Genomic DNA, 16,873 nt, shown 5'->3' with positions numbered 1-16,873 from the left:
GTTGGAACAGATGAATGTTGTGAATGGCATTTCAGGGCGATAAGAATTTAGTTGAATATATAAATAGGGACAATGAATATTTTTTAAATCATATATTAGTGGAGGTACGTATGAGTAAATTGAAAATGTGGATCGTGTCTATCCTAACAGTGCTAGTCATTGGTGGAGGCGGCTGGACAGCATATCAAGCAATCGCACAAAAAAATTCATTGAACCATTCCTATGCATTTGCGTATAAAACGAAGGATAGAATGAGCTGGTTTAAGGTATCTTTGAGCAAAGGGAAAGTAACAGGGCATTTAAATGAAAAGTATGTAGAAGAAGTGAGATGGGATCCGCATATCTATAAAAAACAATTTGTCGTAGCCGGCAGCTCAAAAGAAAATGGATATGAATTCAAAGTCACACAAGGTAAAGAAACGATCGTATACGAAGTTCATTTTTCAGGAAAAGACCTTTCAGTGAAAAAACAAGGCGAAAAGAAAAGCACGATTTATCAGGCGATCAATCAAAAAAAGCTAGATAAATATCAGAAAGATATTCAAAAACGGTATGATTATCTATTCGATACCGCGGAGGATAGGTTTTATGATAGTATGAGAAACTTCAAGGAGAAAGTGGCAAAGGTATATGGCTTTCTCTATACGGCAAAGGACAAACAATTATTTTTACAGGTGAAAACCATGCATATTGAGATTGGATGGACCGGCTCCCTTCTAATCACAACTGTTCCTGAAGAAGATTGTAAGCCTTATAAAGAAATGAGATTAGAAGTCTCGGGTGAAACGGATGGAAGAAGTTTTGTAATGGGCCATGAGCCATCAATTGAAGATGGGATCATTAAAGGTTCCACTGATCGAGATGTAAAATCAATCAAACTTCCATTTAAAATGACAGGCGGTACCGTAGAGTTAAAAGCGGTCACGAAGAAGGAATATCAAAAACAAGCGAAAGCATTCAAAAAGCAGGCGGAAGAACAGAAAAAATAATAAATGGTGAAAACCAGATGAAAACTTATCTGGTTTTTTAACATGGAGATAGTTCTTATCGATGATAAAAGGATATCGATGTATAAAAAGGCGAGAAAGGTTGTTTTCATTAAATTAAAGAAAATTAATTTAGGTAGATAGACCTTAATAAATTTCAGAAAAATAAATGTTGACGCTTTCATATAATCGATATATACTAAAAACAAATCCAATATAAATAAATTAGACATGTGACTGGTCATGCAGGCAGGATCTAAAAACGATGAATTTCTTTAATTTGTCGTTTTAGATCCTTTTTTTATTGCCAAAATATAGGTCTCATGTATGAGAAAAGGAGGAGAAAAAATGGATTACACACAAGTCGCCAAAGACGTTTTACAGCATGTAGGTGGTAAAGAAAACATTGCGCACCTTGAGCACTGCTCAACAAGACTTCGCTTCACACTAATTGATCAGAAAAAAGCAGATGTACCAGCATTAGAAAAAACACCAGGTGTCATAGCTGTCAGAATGTCAGGACAATGCCAAGTGGTCATTGGGAATGACGTGATTGAAGTGTATCAAGAGGTAACAAGAATAATGGGCAGCAGCTCATCGGGGCAAGTCGTGCCATCCAATCAGCCAAAAGAAAAAAGAAAAGTAGGCACAGTTCTATTAGATTTCATTGTCGGTGTCTTCCAGCCGCTTGTTCCAGCTATCGCAGGCGGAGGGATTTTAAAATCATTTCTTCTCCTTTTCTCTCTATTAGGCTGGATGGATGCAAAGGGTCAAACCTATCAAATATTGAACATGGTAGGGGACGCGCCGCTTTACTTCCTGCCATTACTAGTCGCTGTAACAACGGCAAATAAATTAAAAGTAAACCCACTGGTCGCATTATCAGCAGTCGGTGCGCTTCTTCTTCCGAACATGACGGCTATGCTTACTGAAGGTGCGCAATTGCTGTCGTTCGACGTGAAAAATATAGCTTATGCGTATCAAGTATTCCCAGCAATCCTTTCTGTATTGCTTTACGCTCAAATGGAAAAATTCTTTACACGATTTTCACCAAAACCAATTCGGATTTTCTTTGTCCCAATGATGTCATTAGTCATTACTGTACCAGTTACGTTACTGTTATTAGGACCACTTGGTTTTACAGCAGGACAAGGGTTTTCATCTGTTATTCTTGCGATGTTTAATACAGTAGGCTGGGTAGCTGTCGCGATTTTAGCAGCAGTCCTTCCATTCATGGTCGCATCAGGAATGCACAAAGCAATGGTCCCTTATGCAGTCACTACGATGGGTACCCTAGGGAAAGAAGCACTTTATCTGCCAGCATCACTTGCTCATAATATTGCGGAAAGTGGAGCGTGTTTTGCTGTAGCACTACGCACAAAAGACAAGGTACTCAGATCAACAGCTATTTCGGCAGGGATTTCAGCATTTTTTGGTATCACAGAGCCTGCTTTGTATGGTGTCACACTTCAAAATAAGCGAGTCCTTGGAAGTGTCATGATTGGTTCGTTTGTTGGTGGGACCTTCATTGGATTAATTGGGATACAAGCCTTTGTACTTGTTGGTCCTGGATTAGCAAGTATGTCGATGTTTATATCAGATGAGCTCCCACGAAATCTAATGTTTGCTGTCATTGGAGCAGTCATTTCCTTTATTGTCGCTTTTATCGCTGCTTTTGTATTAGGTAAGGATAAAACGGTAGAAGAAAAGACAAATGATCAAGCTGCATTTGCTGAACAAATTGGAGCAGGTGAGACATTCAAAAGTCCTGTGATTGGTCAAATGATCTCTCTATCTGAAGTAAAAGATGATATTTTTTCTTCAAAGGTCATGGGAGACGGAATTGCCATTGTCCCTTCAGAAGGAGCGCTTTACGCACCAGTAGATGGTGAGGTGACCATGCTGTTCGAAACAAATCATGCACTTGGTATGAAAACGGACCAAGGCGTTGAAGTATTATTCCATATCGGCATTGATACCGTGCAATTGGAAGGACAGTATTTTCAGCCAAAAGTTCAGGCAGGAGAACGTGTTCAAGCAGGAGATTTACTGATTGAATTTGATGTAGAAAAAATCATAGCAGCAGGTTATGATCCAGTTACACTTGCTGTCATCACAAATACAGATCAATATGAAATAAAGGTACAGCCATTACAAGAGGTCAATCGTCAAGATACATTGATGGTTGTTACACAATTAGGAGGCTAAATATATGACAACAATTAAAGGTTTTCCAAAAGGGTTTTTATGGGGCGGCGCCATTGCCGCCAACCAGGCAGAAGGAGCCTGGAATATAGATGGAAAAGGACCATCAGTTGCAGATATTGCAATGTATCGTTCCAACTTAAGTGTAGAAGATTATGAAGGACATCTTGCTGTGACTTCTGAAAATATAGAACGTGCAATAAATGACCCAGATGATAAAAAGTATCCTAAACGCAGAGGTGTTGATTTCTATCACCACTATAAAGAGGATTTGGCTCTATTTGCTGAAATGGGCTTTAAAACACTTCGCATTTCTATTGCGTGGAGTCGTATCTTCCCTACTGGAGAAGAAGCTGAACCAAATGAAAAAGGTCTGCAATTCTATGATCGTGTATTTGCTGAAATGAAAAAACTCAATATAGAACCGATTGTGACACTCTCTCATTATGAAATGCCTTTAGCCCTTAGTGTGAAATATAACGGCTGGGTGGAAAGAAAAGTGGTCGATCTCTTTGTGAAGTTCGCCAATGTTTGTTTCGAACGCTATCAACATGATGTGAAATATTGGCTCACCTTTAATGAAATTGATAGTATTCACCGCCACTCATTCATTACAGCAGGAATTATTCCTGATCGTTGCCCAGAAGGTAAAGTAGAAGAGACCGTGTATCAAGCACTCCATCATCAATTTGTTGCGTCTGCTCTTGTAACAGCTGATTGCCATCGTATTATTCCAGGTAGCCAGGTTGGGTGTATGCTGACAAAATTGACAACGTATCCGCATACGTGTCATCCGAATGATGTGGAACAAGCTTTAAAACAAAACTTAGAAAACTATTTCTATGCAGATGTTCAGGTGTTTGGCGAATATCCACCACTGATTACACGGATGCTTGAGAGAAAAAATATTCATATTCAAATGGAAGCAGATGATCTCAACATTTTAAAAGAAAATACAGTCGATTTCATCTCATTTAGCTACTATATGTCTTTAACTGAATCAGCTCAAGAAGGGTTAGAGCAGACAGAAGGGAATACGATTCGTGGCGTCAAAAACCCTTATCTGCCTTCAACTGACTGGGGCTGGCAAATTGATCCGGTTGGTCTGAAAATTTCTTTAATCGAACTGTACGATCGCTATCAAAAACCTCTTATCATTGTCGAGAATGGAATGGGAGCTAAGGATGTAGTTGAAAGTGATGGCTCTATCCATGACGACTATCGGATTAACTATTTTAAAGAGCATTTCCGTCAGATGAGAGAAGCGATTGAAGAAGGCGTCGATCTTTTTGGATATACGAGCTGGGGCTCAATTGATATTATTAGTGCAGGTACATCACAAATGTCAAAACGCTATGGCTTTATTCACGTAGATCAAGATGATGATGGAAACGGCACATTAAAACGATCTCGAAAAGACTCATTTTATTGGTACCAAAAAGTCATTGAGACAAATGGTGAATCGCTTGATTGAACACCACAATCATGAAAACAGGTGATGACGATGTTTAAAATCAAAAAAGTTTTAAACTCGAGTGTGGTCCTGGCTGAAGATCAGAACCAACAGGAGATGGTTTTGTTTGGCCGTGGGATTGGCTATGGACAGAAACCGGGTCAAATGATAGAAGAGAAAAAAGCGGACCAAGTCTTTATGTCAGTCGATAACATGAGAGCAAAGGAATTTCTTCAATTGTTAGATTCAATGCCTCAAGAGTTTATCGATTTAACTCAGCGCATCGTCCAATATGCAGAAAAACGGTTAAATTCAAGTCTAAATTCAGGTGTTTATTTTACCTTAATGGATCATTTGAATTTTGCTGTTGAACGACATAAAAAGAATATTAATATTACGAACCGTGTGTACTGGGAAATCAAAAATTACTATACTGAAGAATTTGAAGTAGGGAAGTACGCTCTTGAATTAGTTAATGATACATTGAGCATACAATTACCAAAAGAAGAAGCAGCAAATATTGCCTTTCACTTAATCAATGCATTAGGTGAAGAATCCGATTCAAAAGATAGCATGAAATATGCCAAAATGATCGGAAGCATTGTCAATCTTGTGCGCTATACATTGAATATGAAAATGGATCAGGAGAATATTCATTACAGTCGATTCATTACACATGTGAAGTTCTTTGTAGAGAGATTTTATGCAAATAAATTACTCTCGGATCAAGAAAATGAGTTGTTTGAACAAATTGCACACTTGTATCCTCAAGCGATGGATGTTGCTTTTAAAATCAAGGATTATATTAAACAGGTGCATAGTATCGTGATTCCGAATGATGAGCTTACGTATCTTGCGGTACATATACACCGCCTCATGTCTTATCAGCAATTGAAATAATGGTGGAACCACTTGCCTTTTGACCAGGCAAGTGGTTCTTTGCTGTGATCAGTTTTATATTAAGTTCCGATAGGTCGTTCTGTTGTGCCAGGATTCGTGTCATTTAACGAATTGAAAGACACTGTTTGTCCGAAAACGACAATGGTTAAAGCGATGAACAATAAACTCATTTTTTTCATTAGAATTCCTCCATTCAAATATAGGATGGTTCATGTGATAGGCTTCCTTCAAAAAGAGATAGGCTTGATGAGTGGCACCTAAATCTTCAAAGTGTTTTGCAGCCAGTGCACTTAATTCACATGCACCTTCAGCATCCTTTAATTCTTTTAGAATGCTGATTTCCTCGAAACAGGCTTGAGCTTTTTGAGACATATCCTCAGTAAAATATAGATGGTAAAGCAAATTCATTTTTGCTGTATAGATGGGGCATTTCTCTGATTCGTGTTTTTGGTTGACTAATTCGAAGTAATAGAGAGCTTGTGTTCTTTCATCAATAGATAAAAGTTCTTTGACTAACATAAACATGGTGTGATGGAAATAGCATGATGAGAGGTAGTTTTCATCACTTAGAGCCTGTTCTAGGGCATCGATACATTTTTTCGATTCTCCAGCTTCAGCATACAGAATACTGATATTATGAAAAAGCTGTGAAGCTAGAAAACGATCATTTAGACTGTCAGCGATGTGTAATGCTTTTTTATAGTAGTTTTCTGCTCTTGTGAAGTCGCCAATATCCATATAATTAGCAGCGGAGATGACAAAGGCTGACGCTAGTCTTCTTTCATATCCCTCATGACTTTTGAAAATATCTACAGCATTCTGAATATAGTGAAGAGAAATTAGGCTTTGACGAAGTAGCATATATAAGTTTGCGATTTTCGTATGGAATTCAGCTACTTCTATTTCATCCGGAATGTTTTGTAGTTTTTTCTCAGCAATTTTAAACAGTCCAATGGCTGATGCATAGTCTCTGTTATATGAAGCGTAAAGGGCTTTGTATAGGTAAAAATAGTATTCAATTAAGTCGTTTGTTTTAGATGGGCAATCTAGCTCTGTCTGTTCTTTCAGTGTTTTACCTCTTCGTTCATATATCATGAGTTTATACTTGCCTTCTAGCAATGAATAATAAGTCAATACCTCCTGATTTTCTTCCATTTCTTGAAGCAATTGCTTTAATTCTGTGTACATTGCGTTAGCACTTTGTACATCATGTTTGCGAATCGCAATTCGCCAATCATTTAAACGGTTCCCCACCTGTTCAGCAGAAATGATAGCCATGAAATTTCACCTCTTTAAGATCCTTTCACCTGTTTCACTAAAAAACGATATCACAATTTTTGGAAGAATATAATCGTTTCTGTGAGGTGATTGCCAAGAGGTAATAAAAAGGACCAATGGTCATGTGATGAACGAAATTGTAATGGTGATTGAATGTTTTTACAAATGATTAAAATCTTTTTTTAATTGTCTAAAAGAGGAGTATATACAATAGGTTTTATGATTATGATCGAAAATATCATTGGTATATTGAAAATAAAGGGATTTTAGGTGATCGGTGGGTAAGTTGGGAGGTCGATCTATCAAAGAAAATCAGTTATGATGATGCTAGATCAAATTTGGAATAGAAACTGATAGAAGCAGACAAAAGTAGCTATTAATCACAAAAATTCGTCTGCTTGAAAGGATGTTGATATGAAAAAAAGATTTAAAATCCTAAACTGGCAAATCACATTGGTCATTGCGACGTTGTTACTCGTTTTAGTGACTCTGTATGTGTCAAAGAGATACTTTTATAGCAAAGAAATAGAATTACTGACAGAATCTTGTCAACAAGTAGGCGGTAAAATCATACTAGAAACTAATAGTTTATCTATGGATTATTCATTTGAGTGCCAGGAAAAGTAAAACAGGCGAAAAATGCCTGTTTTACTACAACTTAAAACCCCAAACCTTGGAGCCATTGATTTAATCGGGTCTCCCGTTTCTCGGCACTTGCCGCATCAAATTTCCCTAAATGTAAGCTGGCTGTTATTTCTCCGTCATTCATAAACATGATTCTTTCAGAACGAAGAGCAACCTTTGGGTCATGTGTGACAAGCAGTAATGTCGCCCCTTCAGAATGGATTTTCGAAAAGATATTCATCACTTCCTTAGTTGCATGGGAGTTAAGAGCACCTGTTGGTTCATCAGCGAAAAGAATGTCTGGTTCATTCATCAGCGCTCGGCAGATAGAGGCTCTTTGAAGCTGACCTCCTGAAACTTCTGACAAATATCTATCTGCTAAATGATCAATATCAAGTTTCTCCATTAAATATCTAGCTCGTTCATTTACTTCTTTTCTTGGCTTTTTCTTTGTTAAGTAAGCTGCAGTAATGATGTTATCAAATAGATTAAGATTTTTTAGTAAGTGGCTGTGTTGAAAGACAAATCCCATTTCTGTTAAACGAAAAGCAGATAACTGTTTATCTGTCATTTCTGATAGTAAATGGCCTTTATATTTGATCTCTCCCGTTGAGGCTGTTTCTATCCCGCTAAGCTGATAAAGCAAGGAGGTTTTCCCGCATCCAGAAGGTCCCATAATCGTCACAAATTCCCCAGGATTTATCGATAAATGAATATCTTTAAGGATGATTTGTTTCTGTCCTTTTAAAGAATCAATTTGCAAAGACAATCGCTTTGTTTCAATCAAATGTTCCATGTGAAACATCTCCTTATGAAAGTGTATGACGTGAAGTTTGACTAGTAAAAAATGTCTTCAATAACGAAGCGCTTAAAGCTAAGCTGACAATCAACAGTGTGATGGGGTATACAACTGAGACCCATTGTGGTGCCAGCCATTGAAGGCTTGATGCCCCTAAGGATGCTCCACCTATACTCATTAAAGCTGGTCCAATCGTGTGGACAGCGATAGTGCCAATCAATGCGCCCAAAAAGATAACGGAAATAAAACTTGTCATATATTGTCCTGTTACATCTTTTTTAGAAAATCCAATCGTTCTTAACAAATGGTTTCGACTGGAATCTTTTGCTTTTAACATGTGTAGGAACATGATTAACATCAAACTTGCGGTGCCAAAAGCAGCTAATGTAGATAAAAATGCAATGACTTTTACTAAAGATGCTGTACTGCCGATTGTTTGATGAACGTATTCTTTCATATCTGTCACTTTTGCAGGGGATATCTCTTTTTCAAGTACTGTTTTTTTCTCTTCAATTTCTACTCCTGGGTTTAGTTGGATTTGAATGGTTTTCCAAAGGGCTGATTGCGGAAATGGCTGTGATATTGCTTTTGCTGTTTTCCCACCGTTCGTGACATCCTGATAAATGCCAGTCACAGTTTTTTCAATTTCATGCCCGTTTGTTACAAGAGTAATTTTTTCTCCTACCTTTTTCTGAAGTGAATCTGAACTGAGCACTGATAAGGCAATGTCTTTCTTCTTTAAAGGCTGTCGCCCTTGTAAATAGGTAAGAGGAAATGCTGAGAGATTGCCTGTTTCTAAATAGAGTGTTTCTAATGAATTCTCCTTTGATTTTGCCTGAAGAGAAGTTGTTTCATATATGGCTGATGCATGAATATCTCGATCTTCAAGAATCATTGATTCTATTTCATTTGTTTTTTCCTCTAAATGACTTCCTTGTCGTATATCGATTCGGAGGTCACTTTGACCAGAGCCAAGATATGTGATGAAATCCGGCGATTGTAATGTATACCATAGCTGAATAGGTAGTAGCATCAAAAATGTACAAAGGGCGATAATACAAGTAATCGTTGTATACAACTTCTTTCGTGATAATAGATCTTTTAAACCAAGCCACATATTGACTGGTATGAATCTGTTTTTCTTGAGATGCAAGGGTATTTGTTTTTTATCATTCGTTGAAATAACGTTGCCTTGAAGTGCTTGAGCGGCTGATACTCGACCAAACTTTCTTAGGACAGTATAGCTGCCAGAAATGATAATCGTTGCTATCACAATAGAAACACAAAGCGGAATGAACCAAGTAGTAAAAGAAGGCTGATTTCCCATGTAACGCTGAATATTGGCTGTAAATATATCACCAAATATAAACGTTAATCCATATCCTGCTATACACCCTACACAAGCAAGCAAGGCATACTTTCCAACGTATAATTGCTTGATTCTTCTTAAAGGAATCCCAAGCACCTTCAATATTCCAATTTCACGTTCGTCTTCTTCTATAGAAGCCGTCATAGCAAGGTGGAGAGAGAGAAGAGCTATTCCGATGAGCAGCATGCAAACAAGTAGGAGAATGGCGATCACCATTCCATCTGTTAATGCGTTTAGCATACGTAGCAAAGGTAAAGTGACAGCTGGACCTTGTTGTGGAAGCTGGGATGACTGGTAGATTGCTTGAAAAGCATCTGCCTGGGCGGCATCATGCAGTAAAAATTCAATCAAATATTCCTTTTTATGGAACACTTGATTCGTTGCGTCCCAATCCTTGTGATGAAGAAGGAATCTTTTCGAACTAACAAGACTCGGGTTCATTTGTGCATCTCGCAAGAATGCTTTGATGCGGAAAGAGAATTGATTAGCCCCTTTCCCGATCAGTAACGTTTCTCCTATTTTCAGATGATACCTTTGCTGAAAGTAAATAGGCACTGCGACTTCACCTTTACTGATAGTGAGCTTTTCATTTTGTTCATTTAAAAGAAAATCAAAATAACGATTCTGTTTCACAAATAGATGATCCATCACACCTGCTTTGGCGGGTTCGTTTCCGAACTTGATATTTGCATGTTCAATTGGAATCATTGGGACGATTTGATGTGCCTTAACCATATTCTGCTTGCTTGAAAAAGTCTCAATATCTTTTTCCTTTAGGCTGCCTTCATGCATTTGGACAAAGTCTGGTGCCTTGGCTGAATGGAGCAGATTAGAAATGGAACCATTCAGCTGTACTGTCATTTGAGCGGCACTTGTTGCTAGAAATGATGTCATCATAATGCATATTGTTAAACCGATGGAAATGAGACGGTGGCGGGTTAAGTCCTTCTTTATAAACGTCAGTCTCATGAGGCTGATTCCCCTTCATGTTGCAACATATTTTTTGTTAAATAGGCAAGGACAAACATGAAAGTACTGACTATTAGAACTGTCACATACATGTTTGCTGAAAACGTATTGAACAAGAACCCATACATCATTTGACCAAGTGGGGCAGCACATTGAGAAACCATTGTCAGATTGGCCATCACTTTTCCTAATTGATTATTTGGCGTTTTCTTTTGAACGTGTGAAATCACAACGATTGAGATCATTGTAAGCAGCATAGCAATCGGAAGACATCCTGCTAGAAAGAGAAAATAAGCTGGATAAGTGCCAAATTGAAGAGCTGTGTTTGATGTTGAGAATGCGACAGGTAGCAAGATGATCGCGATGACGATCAGCCAGCGATATAAAGTAGGGATACGCCAATGCTTTGTTACAAGTCCAACTAGCAGAGCCCCTGCGATGACCGCAAACTCAATTAAGCCCATGCCTACTCCATACATGATGTCACTGCTTTTCATTGTGACCCTTAAAATGATCGGACCACCTACGATAAAAAATGGTGTGAGGATGAAATTTAACATTGCAGCAAGCAACATGGCTCTTTTTAAAAATGACTGACTGCCAATATAGGAAAATCCTTGTTTCATATCTTTTACGAGCACTTTGCCCATAGGTTCCGTTAAGGGGCTAGGTGAGAAGGATATGTTTAACCGTAAAAGCATGCATGCTGATAGAAAGAACACGATGGCACTGGCACCTATGATGGATTGACTTCCAACCAGTCCGTACAGTACCCCACCGATAATAGGAGCGAGGACACCTGAAAGTGCCTGCACGCCATTGACAATCCCGTTTGCTTGTTCTAATTGTTCCTGTTTTACTAACTGTGGAATGCTGGACATCACAGCGGGAGCATAGAACGTACTCATCACACCAAGAAGCACCATGACCGCTCCGATCATAATGAGTGAATCATTGCCTGAGAATAACCAAAAATAAAAAGCCACAATCATGATGCCAGTGAGAACATCAAATAAAATCATCAAGTTCCTTCTGTTAAACCGGTCAGCAATTGCGCCTGCTAAGGGCGAAAGAAGGAGTGGTACATTGGATAAAGCGAATAGTAAGGCATATAAGTCAACACGCTGAGTCATATCTAGCACGTATAAAGATAGAACAAACCGAATTAAGGAAGATCCAAAAACGGAAATAATCTGTCCGAGCACGAGGTAAATAAAGTGGGATGAGCCTCTTTTAGATAATAAAGACATAGGTATCACTCTCCTTTTAGACCGACCGTCAGTCTATAATGTATGCAGGATTGGTATTGAAGTGACCAATCACTGATTATGTTCATCAAGTTCTCCAGTTAAACGTTTCAGAAGAAAGGAGAAACTCCCTTTTTCTGCATGTAATGAGGATTCGAGGATGTCGATAAAAGCTAGTGCGCGCTGCATACTCTCTTCGGCTGTCCATTGAAAAAGGCCCTCATCAAATATGACTTGTGCAGAAGCAAGAAGGAATTCCACCGTTTCTTGAGGGTACTTTGTATTAAATGTTCCATCTTTCACACCTTGCTGAATGACATCAGCTAAAACGGGTGAGAGTTCTTTAATCGCTTTAATTAAGCTTTTTTGGTGCATCTCTGCATTAGAAGGCTGGTGAAATTGTTCAATCATGCCCTGTTTATTGCTTCCTTGCTTTGGCGATTGCGACATGATAATGCGAAATAGTTTGTCGACCACTGGAAGGTCTGGATCAGCTGCAATACGTTTTGCCACGATGATATCTGCTTTGATGATCCTGTCAATAATGGCATCCATCACTTCTTCTTTGGATGAAAAGTAATAATAAAAAGTGCCTTTTGCAATGCCAACAGCTTTCAGAATATCGATAATCGTTGTTTGCTGATAGCCTTTCGTAGAAAAAAGCTCTTCGGCTGCGTTTAAGATGTCATTTTTACGTTCTTCAGGATGTTTAACGGTTCTCATAAAGCCATCCTTTCTTTTGACTAGACTGTCGGTCGGTCCTTTGATTTGATTAAACACTTTTCAAAGTACCTTTGTCAATGACTTATTTTTAAACACTTTGCATTTATTGTGCAATGACACTATGATACATTGAATGAAAACACCTTCAGGAGAGATGCCTCATGCAATTTTTAACCACTGAATTGGCACAAGAAATGGTTGAACGTACGATGCGTATTTTAGATAAAAATATCAATGTAATGAATGCGGATGGTGTCATCATTGGTTCTGGTGAACGAAACAGGATTGGTCAGAAACATGATGGTACACGACTTGTGCTAACAAGCGGGAACAGTATGGAAATTGACTACAAGGCGTCCTTACAATTAGAAGGAGTCAGACCAGGAATCAATTTGCCCATTTGCTTTCGTGAACAAGTAGTTGGTGTGATCGGCATTACAGGTGAGCCGGAGAATATTCGGCATCATGCTGAGCTGGTGAAAATGGCAGCTGAGCTAGTGTTAGAGCAGTCTTTTCTGCTCGAACGAGTGCAGTGGCGGCAGCGAATAGAGAGTGAAATTGTCAATCAGTTAATTTCTGATTCGGACGTTGGTGATCATCAGCTAAAGAACCGAGCTGCATGGCTAGGAATGGATTTAGAAAAGCGTCGAATGGCCATCATTTTTCAGCCAGTTCCCTCCTCAGAAGACGCTGTGCATAAAATGATGCATGCGATTCAATACGATAAGAATGCAGATGATTTGCTTGGTATGACTTTTCGTCATGAATTGGTTCTTTTAAGGGAGCCGATCTCTGATCATCGTTTAAAGCATGTGGTTGTGCAGTTGCAAAGAACAATGGAAAATGCAGTAGGGGGCCAGGTGCTTGTGGGGATAGGGACTGTCGCCGCTGACATAAGCCGGCTGTCATTGTCCTTTGAGCACGCAAGAGATTCCTTGCGACTGGGAAAGGCCCTTGATCCGGAGGAAAGTATTTATTTTTTTGAATCTTATCAGTTGGAAAGACTATTCATCACTGCAGGAGTTGTTGAAGAAAACGTTAGTTGGACTGACTTTTACAAGCCATTAACGCAAGAAGTGGAGCTTGCCCACACATTAAGCATTTACATTGAAGAGGGCGGTGATTTACAAAGAAGTGTTGATCGTCTATATATTCACCGGAATACATTGAGATATCGTTTAGATAAGATACAAGCTTTGACTGGAAAAGATCCCCGTCATGTAAAACAGTTGATGGAGCTTTATATGGCGCAGTTGATGAATCAATTATCTTGATTGTGCATTTGCACAATGAGATGAAGTGATAAATGAAAAAAGTTCATCTAGATTCACAACCCGATTCCATATAGTAAACGCTTACAATAAAAGAAAGACATTTTGGGGGGGATCGAGGATGAATGGAGATGTGACTGTAAGTACACTGGGAGCCATTATGGCACTGGTTATTGCGATTGTTCTTATTTTAAGAAAAGTATCACCTGCGTATGGCATGCTGGCAGGTGCATTTATAGGCGGTTTAATTGGCGGCGTAGATATTGCTCAGACCGTGAATGTCATGATGGAAGGTGCTAAGGGCATGATTCCAGCTGTTCTTAGAATTATGGCGGCAGGGGTGCTGGCTGGCGTTTTAATTGAGTCGGGTGCAGCTTTATCTATCGCTGAGGCGATCGTGAAAAAGCTTGGAGAGGCGAGGGCGTTATTAGCACTGGCGCTGGCAACCATGATTTTAACGACAGTGGGCGTTTTTGTAGATGTAGCCGTTATCACGGTAGCACCTATTGCACTTGCGATTGCCAAACGGGCAAAGCTCTCAAAAACGGGAATTCTACTTGCTATGATTGGAGGTGGGAAAGCAGGGAATATCATGTCCCCCAATCCAAACGCCATTGCCGCTTCTGATGCGTTTGGTGTACCGCTTACTTCAATGATGGCAGCAGGTATCATTCCGGCTATATTTGGCTTAGCTGTCACATACGTGTTGGCCAAAAAGCTTGCTAAGAAAGGATCGCCTGTACTTGAAGAAGAAGTTAATCAAAGCCAGTTTCAAGTACCTGCCTTTTTACCAGCGGTGGTCGGTCCACTTGTCACCATTTTATTGTTGGCTTTAAGACCGCTTTTTCAAATGAATATAGACCCAATGATCGCCTTACCGATCGGAGGCATTGTAGGCGCTCTTTTCATGAAAAAAGGGAAATTTATTAATGATTATGCGATGTCCGGGCTGAACAAAATGTCGGGTGTAGCGATTATGTTATTAGGGACAGGCACATTAGCAGGCATTGTATCGAATTCTTCCTTAAAAGATGTGTTTATTCAAGCACTTGATGCATCGGGATTACCTCCGTATTTGCTTGCACCAGCTTCAGGGATCTTTATGTCAGCCGCCACTGCTTCGACAACAGCAGGAACAGCAGTAGCGAGTGGCGTATTCAGCGGTACATTACTTGGTCTCGGCGTATCGGCTCTTTCAGGGGCAGCGATGATTCATGCTGGTTCAACTGTGCTTGATCATATGCCGCACGGAAGCTTTTTCCACGCAACAGCAGGAAGTGTTCAAATGGATATCAAAGAGCGCCTGAAGCTCATGCCATTTGAATCGTTAATTGGTTTGACATTAACCGTCGTATCAACCATTATATTCGGCGTTTTCAAGTTGTTTGGCTGATGACATTTGATAAGAAACGAGGGGCATTAGGATGAAAATTGTGATTGCACCAGATTCATTTAAAGAAAGTTTATCTGCATATGAGACAGCATGTGCCATTGAGCGAGGATTTCAAGCGATTTTGCCAGACGCTGAATATATCAAACTTCCCATGGCAGATGGAGGAGAGGGAACTGTTCAATCGCTAGTTGATGCGACGGGTGGGCACATAATCAATCATGTGGTCACAGGCCCGCTTGGTGACCCCGTCGATGCCTTTTTTGGCATGTTAGGAGACGATGAGACGGCTGTTATAGAGATGGCCGCAGCCTCTGGGTTACACCTTGTTCCACAAGAAAAACGCAATCCATTACTCACGACATCGAGGGGAACTGGGGAATTAATGCTTGCTGCGCTAGATCAAGGAGCAAAGCATGTCATCATTGGGCTTGGCGGAAGTGCAACAAATGATGGCGGCGTTGGGATGATGCAAGGATTAGGTGCAGCTTTTCTTGATCAAGCAGGACAGGAGTTGTCGCCAGGTGGTGGAGCCCTTCATCAATTAGCTTCTATTGATCTAACTGGACTTGACCCTAGACTGCAGTCCGTTCGGCTGGAGGCAGCCTGTGACGTGGATAATCCTTTAACAGGTAAGAGAGGAGCGTCTGCTGTATTTGGTCCTCAAAAAGGTGCTGATGAAGAAATGGTTCAAGTGCTAGACATGAATTTAACTCATTTTGCCCAAATAGCAGAAAAGCAGTTTAATGTATCTTTTGAATATGCAGAAGGGGCAGGAGCGGCAGGAGGACTTGGTGCGAGTTTATTAGGCTTTTTACACGCTGATTTGCAGCGAGGAATTGATATTGTGCTCAAGGCAGTTCAGTTTGATGATGTCATCAAGGGGGCAGACCTAGTGATTACTGGGGAAGGCCGAATTGACCAGCAAACCATTTATGGAAAAACCCCAATTGGTGTAGCCAAAGCAGCAAAGCAGTATCACCTGCCTGTGATCGGCATCGCGGGCTCTCTCTCAAAAGATAGTGCAGTCGTACATGAGCATGGCATTGATGCCCTTTTTAGTATTGTTCCTGGTGTAACTTCTCTTTCTGAGGCGATGAGAGATGGGGCTATTCATGTAGAGAGAACCGCTCGAAATATTGCGGCTACTATATCAATTGGAAGAAATAAGTAAGCGGTGAAAAATGTTTCCTTTTCTATTACATTCTTTCTATCGAAATGTGGTAAAATTGTATGAAATGAAATAGAAAGTTGGAGGAAACACAAATGTCTAATCTACCAAATTGTCCTTCATGCAGCTCAACGTATACTTATGAGGATGGCAGTCTGCTAGTTTGTCCTGAATGTGCGCATGAATGGTCACTTGAACAAGAACAAGCGGCAGAGGAGCAGCTTGTGGTCAAAGATGCGAATGGAAATCTGTTAAGTGATGGGGATACAGTCTCTGTCATTAAAGATTTAAAAGTAAAAGGTTCTTCTTCCGTTTTAAAAATAGGGACGAAGGTCAAAGGCATTCGGTTAGTTGAAGGCGATCATAACATTGATTGTAAAATTCCTAGCTTTGGTGCAATGAAGTTAAAATCAGAGTTTGTGAAAAAGGTATAGTAACGAAAGGAGGCTGTCAGTAAGAGGCCTCTTTTTCATTTCTTTATTTATAGG

At 39.7% G+C, this 16,873-nt stretch carries 13 protein-coding genes; 8 read left to right on the top strand and 5 right to left on the bottom strand.

Going from position 1 to position 16,873, the window contains the following annotated elements; genetic code table 11:
• Window positions 1-110 precede the first annotated feature (110 nt).
• The 4 genes from MKX52_RS18150 (at window position 111) to MKX52_RS18135 (ending at window position 5,544) form a co-directional block, all read left to right on the top strand.
• Complete coding sequence (locus MKX52_RS18150; RefSeq protein WP_342491195.1) at window positions 111-989, top strand: hypothetical protein; 879 nt, start codon at window positions 111-113, stop codon at window positions 987-989.
• A gap of 345 nt (window positions 990-1,334) precedes the next feature.
• Complete coding sequence (locus MKX52_RS18145; protein WP_342491194.1) at window positions 1,335-3,194, top strand: beta-glucoside-specific PTS transporter subunit IIABC; 1,860 nt, start codon at window positions 1,335-1,337, stop codon at window positions 3,192-3,194.
• A 4-nt stretch (window positions 3,195-3,198) separates the two neighbouring features.
• Window positions 3,199-4,665 (top strand): glycoside hydrolase family 1 protein, encoded by a 1,467-nt coding sequence (locus tag MKX52_RS18140; RefSeq protein WP_144471793.1) that lies wholly within the window; start codon window positions 3,199-3,201, stop codon window positions 4,663-4,665.
• Window positions 4,666-4,695: 30 nt separating this feature from the next.
• Complete coding sequence (locus MKX52_RS18135; RefSeq protein ID WP_012011835.1) at window positions 4,696-5,544, top strand: PRD domain-containing protein; 849 nt, start codon at window positions 4,696-4,698, stop codon at window positions 5,542-5,544.
• 99 nt (window positions 5,545-5,643) lie between these two features.
• On the opposite strand, the gene MKX52_RS18130 is transcribed toward MKX52_RS18135, so the two are convergent.
• The 5 genes from MKX52_RS18130 to MKX52_RS18110 form a co-directional block, all read right to left on the bottom strand.
• Window positions 5,644-6,822, bottom strand: a complete 1,179-nt coding sequence (locus MKX52_RS18130) for a tetratricopeptide repeat protein (protein ID WP_342491193.1) — start codon at window positions 6,820-6,822, stop codon at window positions 5,644-5,646.
• A 658-nt stretch (window positions 6,823-7,480) separates the two neighbouring features.
• Complete coding sequence (locus MKX52_RS18125; protein WP_342491192.1) at window positions 7,481-8,242, bottom strand: ABC transporter ATP-binding protein; 762 nt, start codon at window positions 8,240-8,242, stop codon at window positions 7,481-7,483.
• Window positions 8,243-8,255: 13 nt separating this feature from the next.
• A complete protein-coding gene (locus tag MKX52_RS18120; protein WP_342491191.1) occupies window positions 8,256-10,583 on the bottom strand; it encodes an ABC transporter permease in 2,328 nt (775 codons plus the stop codon).
• Window positions 10,580-11,833: an MFS transporter gene (locus MKX52_RS18115; RefSeq protein ID WP_342491190.1), complete on the bottom strand. Its 1,254-nt coding sequence runs from the start codon at window positions 11,831-11,833 to the stop codon at window positions 10,580-10,582. The genes MKX52_RS18120 and MKX52_RS18115 overlap by 4 nt, the downstream gene beginning before the upstream one ends.
• 69 nt (window positions 11,834-11,902) lie before the next feature.
• The gene (locus tag MKX52_RS18110; protein WP_342491189.1) at window positions 11,903-12,553 is read right to left on the bottom strand and encodes a TetR/AcrR family transcriptional regulator; all 651 of its coding nucleotides are present in this window, start codon (window positions 12,551-12,553) and stop codon (window positions 11,903-11,905) included.
• A 161-nt stretch (window positions 12,554-12,714) separates the two neighbouring features.
• Here MKX52_RS18110 and MKX52_RS18105 point away from each other — a divergent pair, with 161 nt between their 5' ends.
• The 4 genes from MKX52_RS18105 (at window position 12,715) to MKX52_RS18090 (ending at window position 16,819) form a co-directional block, all read left to right on the top strand.
• Window positions 12,715-13,827 (top strand): sugar diacid recognition domain-containing protein, encoded by a 1,113-nt coding sequence (locus MKX52_RS18105; protein WP_342491188.1) that lies wholly within the window; start codon window positions 12,715-12,717, stop codon window positions 13,825-13,827.
• 118 nt (window positions 13,828-13,945) lie between these two features.
• Complete coding sequence (locus tag MKX52_RS18100) at window positions 13,946-15,217, top strand: GntP family permease (RefSeq protein ID WP_217016464.1); 1,272 nt, start codon at window positions 13,946-13,948, stop codon at window positions 15,215-15,217.
• A gap of 31 nt (window positions 15,218-15,248) precedes the next feature.
• On the top strand, window positions 15,249-16,388 hold the full coding sequence (locus MKX52_RS18095) for a glycerate kinase (protein WP_088004018.1): 1,140 nt from the start codon (window positions 15,249-15,251) through the stop codon (window positions 16,386-16,388).
• 92 nt (window positions 16,389-16,480) lie between these two features.
• Complete coding sequence (locus MKX52_RS18090) at window positions 16,481-16,819, top strand: zinc ribbon domain-containing protein YjdM (protein ID WP_012011822.1); 339 nt, start codon at window positions 16,481-16,483, stop codon at window positions 16,817-16,819.
• Window positions 16,820-16,873: the final 54 nt, after the last annotated feature.

The organism is Bacillus sp. FSL R5-0422, assembly GCF_038610765.1.
Taxonomy (GTDB): Bacteria; Bacillota; Bacilli; order Bacillales; family Bacillaceae; genus Bacillus; species Bacillus pumilus_O.
Note: the sequence above shows the minus strand (reverse complement) of the source record. Positions and strands in the feature narration are given on the sequence as shown.